The sequence below is a fragment of the Legionella impletisoli genome, from assembly GCF_900639875.1.
GTDB lineage: Bacteria > Pseudomonadota > Gammaproteobacteria > Legionellales > Legionellaceae > Legionella_A > Legionella_A impletisoli.
Genome location: NZ_CAAAIA010000002.1, coordinates 248,566 through 266,798, shown reverse-complemented (window position 1 = coordinate 266,798; position 18,233 = coordinate 248,566). Strand labels below are relative to the sequence as shown.

Sequence of the window (18,233 nt, the reverse complement as noted above, 5' to 3'; positions counted from 1 at the left end):
ATTATTAATGAGGAGATAGAAATGAAAGTCTTAATTACCGGAGGTTCTGGGTTTGTTGGATCGCATTTGACTGATCGATTGCTTGCAAGAAATGATAAGATTTTGGTTATTGATAATTTCAGCACGGGAAGAAGGGACAATTTAAAACCTCATAAAAACTTAGAAGTCATTGAAGAAAGCATTGCTAATACCGAAGCAATGAATCGCATTTTTACGCAATTTAAACCCGATGTGGTGGTTCATGCAGCGGCCTCTTATAAAGACCCTGATAACTGGGTAGAAGATTGCCAAACGAATGTTCTTGGCTCAGTGAACGTTGTTTCTGCAGCTAAAAAAGCAGGTTGCGAGCGTATAGTTTATTTTCAAACCGCACTTTGCTATGGATTAAATCCAAAAGAACAACCCGTTACGTTAGATCATCACTTTGATGCTCGTGGAAGCAGTTATGCCATTAGTAAAACTGCCGGAGAACACTACATCGAGCTATCGGGCTTAAGTTTCGTATCGTTCCGTTTGGCAAATGCATATGGCCCTAGAAACATCAGCGGACCATTACCAACGTTTTATCATCGCTTAACATCAAATAAACCTTGTTTTGTTATGGATACTCGACGTGATTTTGTCTACATTCAGGATTTGGTTGATTGCGTTGAAAAAGCTGTGGATGGGAAAGGCCATGGGTATTACCACATCTCCTCTGGCAGTGATTACTCAATTAAAGAATTGTTCGATGCAACGTTAGAAGCATTAAGCATTAAGCTTGAAAATGAAGTTGAAGTCCGTGAGCGTCATCCTGATGATGCATATACCATTCTTTTAGATCCTTCTCGTACGAAAGAAGATTTCTCATGGGAAGTGCATACGCCATTATCAGATGGAGTAAACGCTGCTATTGAATACTATAAAGAGTATGGTATTGAGCAAACATTTACTCATCTTCGTGCTGCTGTAGAAGAACCAGAGGTAGCATAAAAGTTTTATAGATGGCCTGAACAAGTCAGGCCATGTAGGTCGTTCAACCACCTACGTGGCCTGATTTATTTGGCCATGAGCACGGTTGGGTCATGACCTGAACGAGTGAGGTTAACAAAGTAGCCTAAAGGGGGCTCGTTCAAGGCTACCTAAATCCCGCCTACTTGGCCCGATTTATCGGCCATGAGCACGGTTGGGTCTTGACCTGAACGAGTGAGGTTAACAAAGTAGCATAAAGGGGTCTCATTCAAGGCTACCTAAATCCCACCTACTTGGCCCGATTTATTCGGGCCATCTAAAGGCGGGCATAAATAACAAAGAATAATTGAATATGAGAATACATAATGACTGAATTTTCAGGTAAAAAAATATTAGTCGTCGGTGGGGCTGGTTTTGTTGGAAGTACATTAACCAACATGCTTCTTGAACGCAATGCTAAAAAAGTAATCGTTGTTGACAATTTACTATCAGCAGATATCTCACGTGTTCCAGAACATAATCACATAGAATTCGTGCATGGATCGATTACGGAAGATCATATTTTATATAACTTACCTGAAGATCTGGATTACGTGTTTCATTTAGCAACGTATCACGGAAATCAAAGTTCAATTGAAGATCCTTTAAAAGATCATGAAAATAATACCCTGACCAGTTTAAAATTATTTGATCGAATCAGCAGGTTTAAATCATTGGAGAAGGTTGTTTATTCGTCAGCGGGATGCACGGTTGCTAAAAAAACATTTGATGATGCAGAAGCGACCGTGGAACAAGAAGATGTTTCACTTTATTTAGATAGTCCGTATCAAATGTCGAAAATTTTCGGTGAATTTTATGGCAATTACTACTTTATGCGTTATAACATGCCCTTCGTCAAAGCCCGGTTTCAAAATGTATATGGCCCCGGTGAAATTTTAGGTGCAGGCCAATGGCGAGGTAATGCCAATACGGTTTGGCGAAACGTTACACCAACATTTATTTTTAAAGCATTACATCACCAACCTTTACCGTTAGAAAATAATGGCATTGCAACGCGTGATTTTATATATGTGGATGACATTGCTGAAGGACTTATTGCTTGTGCTTTACGCGGAAAAAATGGTGGGGTGTATAACATCGCCTCAGGCGTTGAGACTTCAATTCGAGATCTCGCTGTGTTAATTAACGAAATGAGTGGTAATACGGCAGCAATTGCAGACATGCCTGCTCGTGCCTGGGACCGCTCAGGTAAGCGCCATGGTGATACTGGCAAATCAGAGCGCGAACTTGGTTTCAAAGCTAAAGTGACTTTACCCGAGGGATTACAAAAAACAATTCATTGGACAACAGAAAACATGGATACAATCAAGCGTTGCATGAAGACCCATCAGCGCTATGTACCTGAATTAAAACAATACTTTTGAGAGACGCTATGCAATTCATTGATTTAAAAGCACAATCCAATCGCATTGAGCAACGCCTTATTGAACGGTTTAAAACTGTTTTAAATCACGGGGCGTTTATTATGGGGCCAGAAATTCCTGAGCTAGAACAATCGCTTGCTAAATATGTCGGTGTAGAGCACGCGCTCGCGGTATCCAGTGGAACCGATGCTTTGTTAATTGCGCTTATGGCTTTAGACGTTAAAGCGGGTGATGAAGTAATCACTACTCCATTTAGCTTTTTTGCAACTGCCGAGGTGATTGCTCTTTTAGGAGCTAAACCCGTATTTGTTGATATCAATGAATCGACCTATAATATCGATGCTTCTCAAATAGAAGCGGCGATTACCCCTAAAACGAAGGCTATCATGCCGGTGAGCCTTTATGGCCAATGCGCTGACTTTGATGAAATTAACACCATAGCAAAGCGTCATAATCTTCCGGTTATCGAAGATGGCGCTCAAAGTTTTGGCGCAACCTATAAAGGAAACCAATCTTGTGGTCTAACGACGATTGGATGTACCAGTTTTTTTCCCTCCAAACCCTTAGGATGTTACGGTGATGGCGGAGCTTGCTTTACGAATGATGCAGAACTTGCAAGACGAATGAATGAAATTCGAACACATGGGCAATCTAAGCGTTATTACCACACCAGTTTAGGAATTAATGGCCGACTGGATACAATTCAAGCGGCTATTTTGCTTGAAAAATTAGCTCTTTTCCCTGAGGAAGTACAACTTCGTCAGGAAGTTGCCGAGCGATATCAAACGCTTCTTCCTAAAGCGATTAAAAAGCAGAACATTCTAGCTCATAATGCTAGCGTTTATGCTCAGTATACCATTGAAGTGCCTAATCGAGAGTATGTTCAGAGCCAATTAAATGATAGAGGTATCCCCACTGCTGTACATTATCCAGTTGGGTTACACGAACAACCGATTTTTAAAACACTTTATCCTGGAGAACAACAGTTTCCAAAAACAGAACGAGCTGCAAGCCGGGTAATGAGTCTCCCAATGCATCCCTACCTAACCTTGGAAGATCAGAAAAAAGTTTGCACGGCTTTAGAGGAAGTTCTCTCAGAAACAATGGCAACCGCATAATAAGAGCGCACTATCCTCCTTCTCCCGCTAACGGGAGAAGGTGCCCGAAGAGCTTGCCCCCGCGAAGGCGGGGGGCGGATGAGGGAAAAACATATAAGTACTAAGTCAGTTTAATCTTGTAGTTGCTATAGAAAGCGATAGCTATAACCCGGAGTTGAGCTGTACGTTAAATAATAACATTCTATGATTTAAAGCAAAGGAATAAACCATGCTAACGAGCTTCAAAGAAAAAATAAGTAACAAAGAAGCCATTATTGGTATTGTGGGGTTAGGTTATGTGGGCTTACCCCTTATGCTTCGATTTGCCGAGGTTGGATACCGAGTCATTGGTATCGATGTAGATGAGCACAAAAATGAATTGCTCAATCAAGGTAAATCCTATATTCAACATATAACATCGACGCGAATCACAGAAGTACAACATAGGATTATTGCCACGTCTGATTTCTCGAAGGCTACCGAGGCTGATGCACTTATTCTCTGTGTACCAACTCCGCTTGATAAATACAGAGAACCAGATTTAAGCTTCGTATTGCAGACCATTGATGCACTACTCCCCCACTTAAGAGCTGGCCAGCTAATTTCATTAGAAAGCACTACCTATCCTGGGACAACCGAAGAAGAATTAAAGCCAAGAATCGAAAGTACTGGTTTAAAAATTGGCGAAGATGTATTTTTAGTTTACTCCCCTGAAAGGGAAGATCCAGGTAATGCGCATTTTACAACATCCACCATTCCAAAAGTCTGTGGGGGTGATACTGAATCTTGCTCTGAAGCGGGATTAAGCTTGTATTCGGCAGTTATTGATAAAGTGGTTAAAGTGTCCTCTGCAAAAGTTGCTGAAATGACCAAGCTTTTGGAAAATATTCACCGCTCGGTAAACATTGGCTTAGCGAATGAAATGAAAGTCTTAGCGGATAAAATGGATATTGATATTTATGAAGTCATTGACGCAGCAGCCACAAAGCCTTTTGGTTTTGTACCCTACTACCCAGGACCAGGAATTGGCGGGCATTGCATACCTATTGACCCATTTTATTTAACGTGGAAAGCCAGAGAGTATGGACTTCATACTCGATTTATTGAGCTTGCCGGTGAAATTAACAGCAGCATGCCTAAATGGGTTGTTCATAAAGTAAGTGATGCTTTAAATACTAGAGAGCGTGCTATTAAAAACAGCAAAATTTTAATCTTAGGCATCGCTTATAAGCGCGATGTCGATGACATGCGGGAATCTCCTTCGATAGAAGTGATGGAACTTCTACAAGCAAAGGGTGCGGAGGTATCCTACTCTGATCCTCACGTTCCAGTATTTCCTGCTATGCGTGCTCATCATTTTGATTTACATAGTATAGAATTATCCGCAGAAGTATTGCGTCAATTTGATTGCGTGGTCTTAACCACAGCCCATCGTGCCTTTGATTATGATCTGATTGCCTCTAATGCAAACCTAATCATTGACACACGTGGCGCTTTCAAACAATTTAAACAAGATAATATAGTGAGTGCTTAAGCATGACAAAGTCACCTTGGTTTATAAATGATCGGAAAGTTAACATTGCCGTGGTTGGATGTGGCAGAATTTCAAAAAATCACTTAGAAGCCATTAAGCAGCATGGTGATCGACTTCATTTAACGGCCGTATGTGATACGGATCCTTCAGCCCTTCGAATTGCAACGGAATCATATGGTGTCGATGGGTATTCGAATGTTAATGAATTGTTACAGTATTCTAATGCAGATATCGTCACGCTTTGCACTCCAAGTGGCCTTCATCCTTCTCAAACGATCAAAATTGCCGAAACAGGACGCCATGTTATCACGGAAAAACCAATGGCCACTCGATGGCAAGATGGTTTGCGCATGGTACAAGCTTGTGATGAGGCAGGTGTTCGTTTATTTGTGGTTAAACAAAATCGGCTGAATGCCACGTTACAACTTTTAAAAAAAGCAGTAGACAGCGGTCGTTTCGGTAAAATCTACATGGCGAATATCAATGTTTTTTGGACTCGTCCCCAAGATTATTATGATCAAGGTGGTGGATGGCGTGGCACGTGGGAGCTTGATGGTGGCTCGTTTATGAATCAAGCCAGTCATTATATTGATTTAATTCACTGGCTATTAGGCCCTGTACAATCTGTCCAAGCGATGATGGGCACCTTGGAGCGAAAAATTCAAGCAGAAGATACAGGCGTATTGAATATCCGCTGGCGAAATGGTGCTATGGGTTCGGTAAATGTGACCATGCTCACATATCCTAAAAATTTCGAAGGTTCCATCACCATTTTAGGTGAGAAGGGGACGGTAAGAGTCGGAGGACTTGCTGTCAATGAAATCCAACATTGGGAATTTGCTGATAATCTGCCTGAAGATGAGCAAATCAAACAAGCCAGCTACCAAACAACGTCTGTGTATGGATTTGGCCATCCACTCTATTATGATAATGTCATTAACAGCCTGCAAGGGAAAGAAGCACCTCTGGTAGACGGTCGAGAGGGATTAACCTCATTAGAATTATTAATCGCTGCTTATCGAGCGGCTCGTGATAATCAAACAGTTCATTTGCCGTTGGAGTTGTAAGATGCCTTTTCAAGCACATGAAACTGCAATTATTGATGAAGGTGCAGCCATTGGTAAGGGCACAAGAATTTGGCATTGGGTTCATGTGAGTTCTGGTGCAAACATTGGTGAGTGCTGTAGTCTTGGACAAAATGTATATGTCGGCAATCGTGTAAATATTGGCAACAATGTAAAAATTCAAAATAATGTTTCCGTTTATGATAACGTAACACTTGAAGATGATGTGTTTTGTGGACCCAGCATGGTATTCACGAATGTATATAATCCTAGATCAGCTGTGTCTCGTAAGAAAGAGTATCGTAATACCCTCATTAAAAAGGGAGCGACATTAGGCGCAAATTGCACCGTTGTCTGCGGTGTAACAGTTGGAGAATATGCCTTTATCGGAGCAGGAGCAGTGATCAACCGCGATGTGCCAGCATACGCGCTCATGGTAGGTGTACCTGCCCGACAAATTGGCTGGATGAGTCGTTTTGGAGAGCAATTAACCTTTACAAAACAACCTGATGGCTCATGGATGGCCAAATGCCCAAATACTGATGATATATATATAAAACAAGATAACACCGTTCAACTTCTTGAATATAGCACTAAATCTCATGTACTGTTGACGGGAGAGAGCTAGGGTCAGGGCAAACGCATGAATAATCAAAAAATGACAATTTCATCGTTTAAATATAATATCTGTTATATATTTCAACGTCCTGCGGCTTGACCCTGTCTCTTGATCACATCTTAAGCCTACGCCACACGGCTTGACCGCAGGATCCATGCTAGGAGCCTCAAAACAAAGGATACTGCACATGAAGTACCGTGCGATGATATTACGAGGAATTTATCCTCACTCAAGATCTTGCCTGGCGCTAGGGTGAAGGTAAGATCGGAACAAAAAGAATGGTTAGTACAGACTTTTACGAGAGCAAATTCCACCCTAAATGTATTTACCGAACAGAAAATCTTCCTATACAGATAAAAGGAACACTATGAAGCTATGTACCATCGTCGGAGCTAGACCACAATTTATAAAAGCCGCGACCGTATCCAGAGTCATTAAATCTACACCGCATATTCAAGAAATTATTATTCATACAGGGCAGCATTATGACGCCAATATGTCCGAGCAGTTTTTCGAAGAGCTCGATATTCCCAAGCCTACTTATAATTTGAATATAGGCTCGGGGTTACACGGCAAACAAACCGGACTAATGCTTGCGGCACTTGAAGAAGTTTTACTGAAAGAAAAACCAGATTGGGTGCTCGTTTATGGCGATACTAACTCTACTTTAGCTGGTGCTTTGGCCGCAGCTAAGCTTCATATACCGATTGCGCATGTTGAAGCAGGCTTACGATCATTTAATCGTAAAATGCCTGAAGAAATTAACCGCGTTATGACCGACCACCTAAGTACCATTTTATTTCCCCCGACGCAAAATGGCTATCAACAGCTAGTTAAAGAGGGCATAAGAGAAGAGAATATCTTTAATGTAGGCGACGTCATGTATGATGCAACGCTTTATTACAACGAGTTTAATAGTAATAGAAAAACCATTGTTGATGATTTGGCTTTAGAACCTAAATCTTATTGTTTGGCCACCATCCATCGCGCAGAAAATACAGACTGCTCCCAGAGGTTAAGTAATATTTGTAATGCATTCATTGAGTTAAGTGAAGTAACTAAAGTTATCTTGCCCTTGCATCCAAGAACCCGGGCGGTGCTTGAGAAGCAAGATTTATTGAGCTCTCTTACACATCATGTTCATCTAATTGAGCCTGTTGGATATCTTGACATGCTAGCTTTAGAAGAGCATGCGATGACAATAATTACTGACTCGGGCGGGGTACAAAAGGAAGCTTATTTTAATCAAGTTCCCTGTATTACATTGCGGGATGAAACAGAATGGGTGGAATTAGTAGATGCAGGTTGGAATCGATTATGTTCGCCGGACAAGCCATTTTCTTTAGTCGAATTTCTCGAATTAAAGCCTTATTCAGAATTAAATTCCAAAATATTATACGGTGAGGGTAATGCGGCTGAGCATATCCTTAAAATATTATGTTAAGCAATGTAGTATACGCAGATTACCTTATTGTTGGCGCGGGTATAATTGGATTAAGCCTGGCTCGTGAATTAGTGAGGAAACAACCTCAAGCACGTATTGTCGTTCTTGAAAAAGAAACCGAAATTGGATTGCATGCGAGTGGCCGTAACAGTGGTGTTCTGCACTCAGGCATTTATTATAAGGAAGGATCTTTAAAGGCAAAACTGTGCTTACAAGGTGCACGGGCAATGGCAGATTATTGCAAACGATATAAACTCCCACTTAATCCCATAGGAAAAATTATTACACCTACTAAGCCCTCTGATCAAAGCACAATACAAATGTTATATCAGTGTGCAAGACAAAATGGTGCAAATGTTTCTTTAATTGATGAATATGGGCTTAGAGAGATTGAGCCAGAAGCTAAGATCTTCGGAAGTCAAGCCTTATATTCCCCTGATACTTCGGTTATTGAACCTAAAACAATTCTTTTAAATCTATACGAACAGTTGCTTAAGAAAAAAGTTGTTTTTTATTTTAATCAACCTTGCAAAAAAATTGATATTAAAAGAAAAAAAGTATTTTCCAACAATTTAATTTTTTCATACGGCCATTTATTTAACACTGCTGGGCTTAATGCGGATATTATCGCAAAGGAATGCGGAATTGCAGAGCAATATACTATGATTCCTTTTAAGGGTATTTATTATGAACTGAAAGCTAACGCTCCTATTAAAATTAATCATTTGATTTATCCTGCCCCAGATATGAATGTCCCCTTCCTTGGTGTTCATTTTACTCGGTCAGTCTCAGGGAAGATTTATATCGGCCCCTCTGCTTTCCCTGCTTTTGGACGTGAGCATTATGGGGGGATAAAAGGCATGAGTATTAAAGAAACGCTAGAGATATTTATACATCTTGCTCGACAGTATATAAGTAATAAGCAAGGATTTCGCCTATATGCACACCAAGAAATAAGACAATTCACTAAAGCTGGATTTATCGCTTCTGCTCGACAATTGATACCACGTATTCAAGGAAATGATTTGGTTAAAAGTTCAAAGGTTGGAATTAGAGCACAGCTATATGATAAGCATGAAAAAGAATTAGTGATGGACTTTTTATTTAAGAGCACGGAAAATGAAACGCATGTTCTTAATGCAGTATCCCCAGCGTTTACAAGTGCATTTAGTTTTTCTAAATTGATTATTGATAATTTTTTATGTGATTCAAGCGCCATACGTTTAGGCAAGGAGTTTATGTGAATTTAGAAGGTAAAAAGATTTTAGTTATTGGCGGTGCAGGGTTTATTGGTAGCTTTGTTGTAAGACAATTATTAAAAACAAATGTCAAGAAAGTTTTTATTTTTGATAATTTTGCTCGCGGAAAGTTATCAAATATAGATGACTGTCTTAACGATCCTCGCTGTAACTTATTTCCTTTTGGTGGTGATATTCGGGAAGTGGACGTTTTGGATAAAGCTGTAGAAGGAATGGATTATGTATTTCATTTAGCTGCTATGTGGTTACTTCATTGCAAAGATTTTCCTCGCACAGCGTTTGACGTCAATATAGCAGGAACTTTTAACGTATTGGAGGCTTGCGTTAAGCATAAAGTAAAAAAATTGATATATTCATCTAGCGCCTCAGTCTATGGTGATGCGATAGAGGTGCCCATGCGTGAATCCCATCCGTTTAATAATAAAAACTTTTATGGCGCTACAAAAATATCTGGTGAAGCGATGTGTACTGCATTCCATGATCGCTATGGTTTAGAAGTTATTGGCTTACGATATATGAATGTGTATGGACCAGGTCAGGATCAACATGCTGTATATTCTGGCGTTATTCCAATTATGTTAAATAAAATTGATAAGCATGAACCGCCTGTGGTAAATGGTGATGGGAGTCAGGCGTACGATTTTATTTATGTAGAAGATGTAGCTAAAGCCAATATGAATGCTCTGACCTCTCCCGTGAAACACGGATTTTATAATGTTGGCACGGGAGTACAAACAACCATTAGAGAATTATGCGATCTTATTTTGGATTTAAAGCAGTCGGATTTGGAAGTGAACTACCAGCCTTATGGAGCTGATGATGCGCGTCAATTGGTTAAAAATAGAATAGGATCAACTCAACAGGCTCAACAACAAATTGGATTTCAATATCATATTTCTTTGAAAGAAGGGCTAAAAAAATTAATTCACTGGCGACAAACTGGTGAGTTTGAATTTGAATCAAGTTGTTGTTTGTCCAGTGAGTTTGTATAACAATTAAGGAATTAAAATGCAGTATATTCCGATTACAAAAGCCGTGTTTGATGCTGAAGAGCAGGCTGAGATAATAAAACCATTGCAAAGTGGTTGGGTAGTTCAAGGACCTTATGTAAAACAATTTGAACAAATGTTTGCTGAATATATTCAATCGTCTTATGCCAAAGCAGTTAGCAACTGTACAACAGCACTACATCTTGCTTTAGTGGCCTTAGGAATAGGACCTGGTGATAAAGTTGTCGTTCCCTCGTTTACCTATGTGGCGTCTGCAAATGCGGTGGAATATACGGGTGCTGAGGTCGTTTTTTGTGATATTGATTTGAATACCTTTAATATTGATACCAAAAAACTAGTTGAAATCCTTGATTCTGATCCAGCTATTAAAGCAATCATGCCAGTTAATCTTTTTGGATTATGTGCAGACTTAGATACAGTGATGAAACTTGCACAGCAATATGGTTTGTACGTAATAGAAGACTCAGCCTGTGGGTTTGATGCCTGGATCGGAAAAAGGCATTCTGGTACCGTAGGACATATTGGTTGCTTCTCTTTTCATCCGCGAAAATCGATTACAACGGGTGAGGGTGGGATGTTAGTGACCCAAGATGAAGCTATTTATAAAATAGTTTCACAGCTTTGCGACCATGGTGCTTCTAAATCCGATCTAGAACGTCATAAAGAAAAAGGAGGGTCTTTACTGCCTGATTTTACGCTTCGGGGTTACAATTATCGCATGACGGATTTTCAAGGTGCGTTAGGTGTTTGCCAAATGCGTAAATCTAAAATGATCATGAATGGTCGAAGAAATATTGCAAAACAGTATGATGAAGCTTTGAGCCAACTATCTGCATTTAAATTACCTTCTGAAGCTGATGGCTATACTCATGGCTATCAATCTTATGTGACTCTTTTTACTCTAGGAGCAGATCTTGATAGTTTAACTCTCGAAGCAATCGATTCCCTGAATGTAAAACGTAATGAACTCATGAGAATGCTCGAAGAGAAAGGGATTGCAACACGTCAAGGAACACATGCTGTTCATACCTTAGGTTATTATGCTGGACGTTATCATCTACAACACGGCGATTATCTTAAATCCTATGCTGCTGATAGGTTAAGTATCGCATTACCATTGTATGCTCAAATGACTAAAGAAGAATTTGAATACGTAATTGAACATATTCATGGGGCATTAAAGTGTGTGGTATAGCTGGGATTATTTCACTCTCAGGAGAAAGTATTCATCCTGAAAGATTAAAATTAATGTGTGATGCTATTCAACATCGCGGTCCAAATGGTGCGGGTTACCTCATTGCACAGACAGGAAATAATCACCCACGCTCACAACAGTATTATCAAGCTTTTACGGAAAAGAAATTTGCTCATGAGATAGGGTTGATTCCTTGTATTGATGATCCCCAATCTAAAAATTATCTTTATCAGCATCGATGGGATCTATTTTTTGGTCATCGAAGGCTTGCAATACTTGATTTATCTTCTTCCGGATTTCAGCCTATTTCAGATATTTCCAAAAGCGTCTGGGTAACTTATAACGGTGAAATTTATAATTTCAAAGAAATCAAGAATGAATTGCTTTCATTAGGCTATGAGTTTTATTCTGAGACAGATTCAGAAGTTTTAGTGAATGCCTATATTGAATGGGGCATTGAGGCCATATTTAAATTTAATGGGATGTTTGCGTTTGCTCTATGGGACAGAAATTTAAATAAAGCATTTTTGGTGCGGGATCGCTATGGAATTAAGCCCTTATACTATACTAGAACGCGGTCTAATCAAATTATTTTTGGTAGCGAAGTTAAAGCTATTTTAGCCTATTTGGATGAGAAGCCTCCGCTTGATTATGAGGGTTTGTTAGAATATTTTACTTTTCAGAATTTTTTTACTGATAAAACCTTATTTGGCAACGTATATTTATTGCCTCCAGGAAACTATCTTGAAATTAATTTAAAAGGTGATACCCAAGTTATCCAAAAACAATATTGGGATTTTGATTTCAGCGAGACAACAGCCATAAAATGTGAAGAAGAGTATGTTGAAGAGTTAACTTTTTTATTCGAGCAGGCGGTCAATCGTCAATTGATTAGTGATGTAGAAATTGGTTCTTTTCTTAGTGGCGGGATAGACAGTGGATCGATTACAGCGGTGGCAGCTAAAAATTTACCATATATTAAAACGTTTACTATTGGGTTTGATTTAAATAATGCCTCTGGTTTAGAGCTTGGCTATGATGAACGTGCAAAATCTGAGTTTCTTTCTTATCTTTGCAAAACTGAACATTATGAAATGGTTTTAAAATCTGGGGATATGGAGCGATGTTTGCCCAGTTTCGCTTGGCACCTTGAAGAACCGCGTGTCGGCCAAAGTTATCCAAATTATTATGCTGCAAAGCTCGCGGGTAAATTTGTAAAGGTGGTTTTATCCGGTGCTGGTGGTGATGAGTTATTTGGTGGTTACCCTTGGCGGTACTATCGTGCGATCAATAATGATAGCTTTGATGATTATATTGATAAATATTATCAATTTTGGCAGCGGTTAGTACCTAATAGTCTTATCAAAGAGTTATTTGCTCCTATAAGGGCAAAGGTTTCCCATGTTTGGACGAAAGATATTTTTAAATCAGTTTTTAAGCAGTACTCAGATAGTTTATATAGGCCCGAGGATTATATAAACCATTCCTTATATTTTGAGACAAAAACATTTTTACATGGCTTGCTTGTTGTCGAGGATAAGTTGTCCATGGCCCACTCCTTAGAGGTCAGAGTGCCATTTTTGGATAATGATCTAGTTGAATTCGCCCAAAAAATTCCCGTTAACTTAAAACTTAACCGCTTGCAAGAAATGCTGCGGATTGATGAAAATATAATAGGAAAGAAAACGCATAACAGCTATACCAAAAATAATGATGGTAAGTTAATTTTGCGTAAAGCTCTGCAAAAATATATTCCTGAATCGCATATTAATGCTCCAAAGCAAGGGTTTTCTTCACCAGATAATAGTTGGTTTAAAGGGGATAGCATTGAATTTATTCGATCGTTAATTTTGAACAAGGAAGCTCGAATCTATGAATTTTTTGATTCAGGGACAGTTCAATTTATGTTAAACGAACACTTATCCGGTGCAAAAAATAGACGATTATTTATCTGGTCGTTATTGAACCTAGAAAACTGGTGTGCTCACTTCTTGTAATAGATTTATACTATCTATGATTTTTGTAACATGGTTGTGATATTTTATGCTTCTTGAGAACTTGTTAATACTTTTCGAGCTGGATTGCCTATATATATAGAAAAAGGGGTGGTTTCTTGCATAATAGCGGAGCCTGCGCCGGCGATGCAGAAATTTTGCAAAGTAATCCCATCTGTGATAACAGCATTTGGACCAAGATGTGCTCCTTCCTTTAACCTTGACTTACCTGTCATGGTTGCGTTAGGGCCTATATAGCAAAAATCTTCTGTTACTGCCTCATGACCAATGTTTGCACCTGCACGGATTGAATTAAATGCTCCAATGTTCGCTCCCGGTTGGATGGTTACATAAGAACAAATAAGCGTTCCATGCTGGATTTTAGTATTATCTGCAATAACAGCTGTTGGGTGAATAAGCGAAGCTATTCTTTGATTGGGTATTTCTAGTTGCAACAGAAGTTTTTTGCGTTCAATCATCTGTTTTACTTTGTGTAAGGCAGGATGAAAGAAATACTCATCATTAAGAGTTTTCCAATCCTGAATACGACCTAATACAGGAATGTTATGTATTAGTGTGCCAGGAACGCAGTGATCATTCAGAAAGCCTGCAAGCATAATCGGATTACCAGCCAAACTCATATCTTTGATCACTTGTGCTGCGACTAAGCCATCTCCATGGCCTCCTAAAATCACGATTTTTTTCATTTTATTGATGTTTGTTGGAAGAAATGCTAGATTCTAGCTTCTTTTTAAAATAAATAAAAATCATTTGTGACTCCCAAGAAAATCGACTTAGATCTCTCATTCAAGGGTGAAAGAGATTATATTCACAGTACTGATATTTTTAACGCCGTGATTGCAAACTTAGCTCATTTTGAAGAGCTAACTATGATTCTGCATCGTAAAATGACCCGTGCTTTATCGATAGTTCCTCTAGAAGATTCTTTTTCTAAAAGTGCCTTTGCAGGAAATATTTTTGTTTCAAAGCAAACTAAAACTGATTGCTGGGGAATTCTGGAGCATCCTTCGCAAGCTATTATTAAACGTTATTCCTATGATGAATCGCATGTAACAAAAGGTTTTTTTATGGGTAATAAGTCGATTAATTTAACTTCATGCCCATCAGCTTATAGCTTTAGTGAATATGTTGTAGCTTTAAACAAAAAGCTTCTTGAACATACCATATCTAATTCAGTGAAATGGGCATTTACCAAACTCGAATTATATAAGCCGCCAATAATTGGAAATTTTGAATTACGTTTAATAAATAACCTAGGTGTAAAACTTACGAAGTCTGCTATCTATGTTGATGATGTTTTCTATGGTTATATCTATTTTTCCGATTTTTCTAAGGCTTCTCAATGATTGAAGTTGGTATTTCCGATATTTCATATTATCTACCTATCGCACAACTTGATAATCTAAAACGAGCGGAAGTCCTCAGTGCTTCTGAGCAACTAATCCGCGATAAAATCGGGATGTTGCAACTTGCTCGAAAATCTGATGATGAAACAACGACTTCTTTAGCAGTAAAAGCAGTGGAGCAGTTATGTTTCAAAAATAATCTCAACCACTTAGAAATTGATTGCTTGATTTTGGTGACTCAGAACCCAGATGGTTTTGGTCTTCCTCACAATTCTGCTTTAGTGCATTCTCAATTAAACTTATCAGCTCATTGTGCTGCATTTGATGTATCGCTTGGTTGCTCTGGTTATGTATATGGGTTGTCAATAATTAAGTCTTTTATGGAAAGCAATCATTTAAAAAAAGGAGTTCTAATCACAGCAGATCCTTATTCTAAGATTGTTGATATGAATGATAGAAATACAAGCTTGCTTTTTGGTGATGCTTCTACAGCAACGTTATTGGAATCTGATGCCCCATGGCAAATTGGTTCATTTGATTTTGGGACTGATGGTGCAGAAAGTATGTCGCTCTATGTTGATGAGAGCCATAAATTACAAATGAACGGACGAAATGTTTTTAATTTTTCTGCAAAAAAAGTCCCTGTAAGCATTGCATCAGCATTAGAAAAAAATCATCTATCGTTATCGGATATTGATCAAATTATTTTGCATCAAGGCAGTCGCTATATTGTTGAAACCATAGCAGAACGAATTGAGGCACAAGAAAAAACTCCCTTTGTTGCAGGAAATTATGGAAATACCATCTCATCCTCCATTCCAATGTCTTTAGCCAGAGAGCAAGTTTTAAAAAAGAGTAAGCGTGTTATAATTTCCGGGTTTGGTGTTGGATTATCATGGGCAACAACAGTACTAACTAATTCAAAGAAGGTTTATCATGATAACAGAACAAGTCATAAAAAAATTAATTACAGAAACGATTAAAGGAATTGATATATCTAGGTTAGGTATTGAAGACAATTTTGTTGAATTTGGTTTAGATTCATTAGATTTAGCTAGCATTTTAATGGCAATTGACGAACGCTTAGGAGTTAACATACCGGATAAAGATGTAGACCAATGCTCTTCGATTCAAGGTATTGTTGATTATTGCAGAAATAAAGAAGTGGCTCTCTGAAATATGGTTAACTACGATCCTAAAGAATTTACAATAGAATGCTATATTGAGCTATTAAAACGAGCGGTTAACAAATTTCGTTTTCTTGAATATTCTGAATGGGATAAGTGTAATAACGAAAATGTTGTTTTTTGGCGTCACGATATTGATTTTTCGTTAGAAAAAGCGGTTGAAATGGCGAAAATTGAACATGAAAATTGTATTAAAGCAACTTATTTCTTGCTATTACACAGTAATTATTACAATTTATTCGATAGAAACTCATTGGGTCTTGTCAGGGAAATTTTGTCTTATGGCCATTCAATTGGATTACATTTCGATTGTAATTATTACAAAATTCAATCTATTTTAGAACTAATAGATTGGCTAACCTTCGAGAAAAATATTTTGCAGAAATTATTTAATTATTCGATTGAAGTTTTTTCTTTCCACAATCCAAGCTCTTTGACCATGGCATTTAGTGAAAACACTTATGCTGGAATGATTAATACTTATTCTAAACATTTTAAAACGAAAGTAAATTATTGCTCGGACTCAAACGGGTTTTGGCGTTTTCGTTCCTTAGATGATGTATTAAATGATGATAGCATTAATCAATTGCAGGTTTTAACACATCCTGTGTGGTGGACTACTGAATTGTATATGCCTCGCGAAAAAATTATAAACTTGATTGAAATGAGCAAAAAAAATGCCATAGCTCAATATGATCACGCTTTACTAACCACTAATCGGCAAAATATATCTTGAGGTAGCCATATATAACCTAGGTTATCTTAATGTCCCATCATAAAAGATATTTGTATGTAAAAACACTAAGAAATATTTGTGAAGATCAATGGAGAAAACTCCTAAACCATGCTTCTATATCTCTTTGAATTGTAAAGTTTGCAGGTATAAAATATGAATTTTATAAAAAATTTATTTAACCTAAATAGAAAAAAAAGAAGCGTTGTGTTTTATCGCCAGAGTTATTACCATTTTTATTATTTGGCCCAAGCACTAAGAAAAAGGGGATGGGATGCCATTGTTGTTAATTTAGAACCACCCACTGGAGTTAATGCTAATTTTTATCATGGGGAAGATTTAAATTTATATAATGAAGATCCCAAAATATTTCGGAAAAATATAAAAAATTTTTTTAATGACGCAAAGCATCGTTTCCAATTAATGCATTTTGCAGGTGATGGTTATTTATCTTTTTTTCCTGAATTCGCAACGCATGACACTCCTCCGGATATTATCAAATGGAAAAGTAAAAACAATAAGATTGCCTATACAGTAAGTGGCTGTAATAGTGGAAGATCCCAAACATCAATCAGTAAGTGGTCTATTGCAGATAGTGGACTGAGTGTTTGTGACCGGTGCATTTGGCAATTAAATGAAAACGTTTGTAATGATAAAAAAAATCTAGCGTGGGGCGAAAAAATTCACCAATATTGCGATCTCATTTTTTCAGAAGCTGGCCCTGGTTTAGATTATATAGCAGCACAGCCAAATGTTATTCGAGAGCCTTTAACGATGTGTTTAGATTCATCCTATTGGTCGCCTGAACTAGTTATTCCCAAAGAGCATCGGATTTCACGCAGCGAAAATGAGGTTTTAATCTATCATGCCATGGGTAATTATAATTCTCGTGCCTCTGAATCAAGAAATATTAAGGGTACTCCTTTTGTATTCGAGGCTGTGGAACGTCTTCAAAGAGAAGGTTATAACGTTAAGTTAATATTTATAACGGATAAGCCTAACAAAGAGGTCCGTTTCTATCAGGCCCAAGCTGATATTATCGTTGATCAGTTGAATTATGGCCGTTATGGTGCTAATGCTCGTGAAGGAATGATGCTGGGTAAGCCAGTTATTTGTTATCTTAATAAATTCGAATTTAATGAAAAGGATAAAGTGGCATGTCTAGATGAATGCCCATTAATTTCAGCCACAGAGCATACGGTTTATGAGGCTTTAAAAAAACTTATTCTTGACCCTACTTTAAGAAAAGTAGTTGGTAACAAAAGCAGAGAATACGCATTAAAATGGCACTCTGCTACAGCTTGCGCGGAGCGATATGAAAAAATTTATGACAAATTGTTTGATTAGTTACTAAC

The 18,233-nt window shown here is 38.1% G+C and carries 17 protein-coding genes; 16 read left to right on the top strand and 1 reads right to left on the bottom strand.

The features are described from left to right. Positions 1 to 21 precede the first annotated feature (21 nt). The 11 genes from E1O41_RS03480 (at position 22) to asnB (ending at position 13,594) form a co-directional block, all read left to right on the top strand. Positions 22 to 972, top strand: a complete 951-nt coding sequence (locus E1O41_RS03480) for an NAD-dependent epimerase/dehydratase family protein (RefSeq protein WP_131775925.1) — start codon at positions 22 to 24, stop codon at positions 970 to 972. 344 nt (positions 973 to 1,316) lie between these two features. After that, a complete protein-coding gene (locus E1O41_RS03475; RefSeq protein ID WP_131775924.1) occupies positions 1,317 to 2,375 on the top strand; it encodes an NAD-dependent epimerase/dehydratase family protein in 1,059 nt (352 codons plus the stop codon). An 8-nt stretch (positions 2,376 to 2,383) separates the two neighbouring features. Continuing rightward, a complete protein-coding gene (locus tag E1O41_RS03470) occupies positions 2,384 to 3,493 on the top strand; it encodes a DegT/DnrJ/EryC1/StrS family aminotransferase (RefSeq protein WP_131775923.1) in 1,110 nt (369 codons plus the stop codon). Between the two features lie 208 nt (positions 3,494 to 3,701). Continuing rightward, the gene (locus tag E1O41_RS03465) at positions 3,702 to 5,006 is read left to right on the top strand and encodes a nucleotide sugar dehydrogenase (RefSeq protein ID WP_131775922.1); all 1,305 of its coding nucleotides are present in this window, start codon (positions 3,702 to 3,704) and stop codon (positions 5,004 to 5,006) included. Between the two features lie 2 nt (positions 5,007 to 5,008). Beyond that, the gene (locus E1O41_RS03460; RefSeq protein WP_131775921.1) at positions 5,009 to 6,073 is read left to right on the top strand and encodes a Gfo/Idh/MocA family protein; all 1,065 of its coding nucleotides are present in this window, start codon (positions 5,009 to 5,011) and stop codon (positions 6,071 to 6,073) included. 1 nt (position 6,074) lies between these two features. After that, positions 6,075 to 6,698 carry an acyltransferase gene (locus E1O41_RS03455; protein WP_131775920.1) on the top strand — a complete coding sequence of 208 codons (624 nt, stop codon included), beginning with the start codon at positions 6,075 to 6,077 and terminating at the stop codon, positions 6,696 to 6,698. A gap of 358 nt (positions 6,699 to 7,056) precedes the next feature. Further along, positions 7,057 to 8,133, top strand: coding sequence for a non-hydrolyzing UDP-N-acetylglucosamine 2-epimerase (gene wecB, locus E1O41_RS03450; protein ID WP_131775919.1), 1,077 nt, complete (start codon positions 7,057 to 7,059; stop codon positions 8,131 to 8,133). Then, entirely contained in the window at positions 8,127 to 9,377 is a 1,251-nt protein-coding gene (gene lhgO / locus E1O41_RS03445; RefSeq protein ID WP_131775918.1) for an L-2-hydroxyglutarate oxidase, read from the top strand. Before wecB ends, lhgO begins: the two co-directional genes overlap by 7 nt. After that, positions 9,374 to 10,384, top strand: coding sequence for an NAD-dependent epimerase/dehydratase family protein (locus tag E1O41_RS03440; RefSeq protein ID WP_131775917.1), 1,011 nt, complete (start codon positions 9,374 to 9,376; stop codon positions 10,382 to 10,384). The genes lhgO and E1O41_RS03440 overlap by 4 nt, the downstream gene beginning before the upstream one ends. 16 nt (positions 10,385 to 10,400) lie before the next feature. Further along, positions 10,401 to 11,597, top strand: coding sequence for a DegT/DnrJ/EryC1/StrS family aminotransferase (locus E1O41_RS03435; RefSeq protein ID WP_131775916.1), 1,197 nt, complete (start codon positions 10,401 to 10,403; stop codon positions 11,595 to 11,597). Then, the gene (gene asnB / locus E1O41_RS03430) at positions 11,585 to 13,594 is read left to right on the top strand and encodes an asparagine synthase (glutamine-hydrolyzing) (protein WP_131775915.1); all 2,010 of its coding nucleotides are present in this window, start codon (positions 11,585 to 11,587) and stop codon (positions 13,592 to 13,594) included. Before E1O41_RS03435 ends, asnB begins: the two co-directional genes overlap by 13 nt. Before the next feature lie 44 nt (positions 13,595 to 13,638). Here asnB and E1O41_RS03425 read toward each other — a convergent pair whose 3' ends face one another. Further along, positions 13,639 to 14,298 (bottom strand): LbetaH domain-containing protein, encoded by a 660-nt coding sequence (locus E1O41_RS03425; protein WP_131775914.1) that lies wholly within the window; start codon positions 14,296 to 14,298, stop codon positions 13,639 to 13,641. Positions 14,299 to 14,364: 66 nt separating this feature from the next. Between E1O41_RS03425 and E1O41_RS03420 the strand changes: the two genes are divergently transcribed. From E1O41_RS03420 to E1O41_RS03400, 5 genes are all read left to right on the top strand, one after another. Next, positions 14,365 to 14,958, top strand: coding sequence for a hypothetical protein (locus tag E1O41_RS03420; RefSeq protein WP_131775913.1), 594 nt, complete (start codon positions 14,365 to 14,367; stop codon positions 14,956 to 14,958). Beyond that, positions 14,955 to 15,941, top strand: a complete 987-nt coding sequence (locus E1O41_RS03415) for a ketoacyl-ACP synthase III (RefSeq protein ID WP_131775912.1) — start codon at positions 14,955 to 14,957, stop codon at positions 15,939 to 15,941. The genes E1O41_RS03420 and E1O41_RS03415 overlap by 4 nt, the downstream gene beginning before the upstream one ends. Beyond that, positions 15,895 to 16,134 (top strand): acyl carrier protein, encoded by a 240-nt coding sequence (locus tag E1O41_RS03410; RefSeq protein ID WP_131775911.1) that lies wholly within the window; start codon positions 15,895 to 15,897, stop codon positions 16,132 to 16,134. Before E1O41_RS03415 ends, E1O41_RS03410 begins: the two co-directional genes overlap by 47 nt. Before the next feature lie 3 nt (positions 16,135 to 16,137). Next, the gene (locus E1O41_RS03405; protein WP_131775910.1) at positions 16,138 to 16,881 is read left to right on the top strand and encodes a polysaccharide deacetylase family protein; all 744 of its coding nucleotides are present in this window, start codon (positions 16,138 to 16,140) and stop codon (positions 16,879 to 16,881) included. A gap of 153 nt (positions 16,882 to 17,034) precedes the next feature. Further along, the gene (locus E1O41_RS03400; protein WP_131775909.1) at positions 17,035 to 18,225 is read left to right on the top strand and encodes a glycosyltransferase family 1 protein; all 1,191 of its coding nucleotides are present in this window, start codon (positions 17,035 to 17,037) and stop codon (positions 18,223 to 18,225) included. Positions 18,226 to 18,233 lie beyond the last annotated feature (8 nt).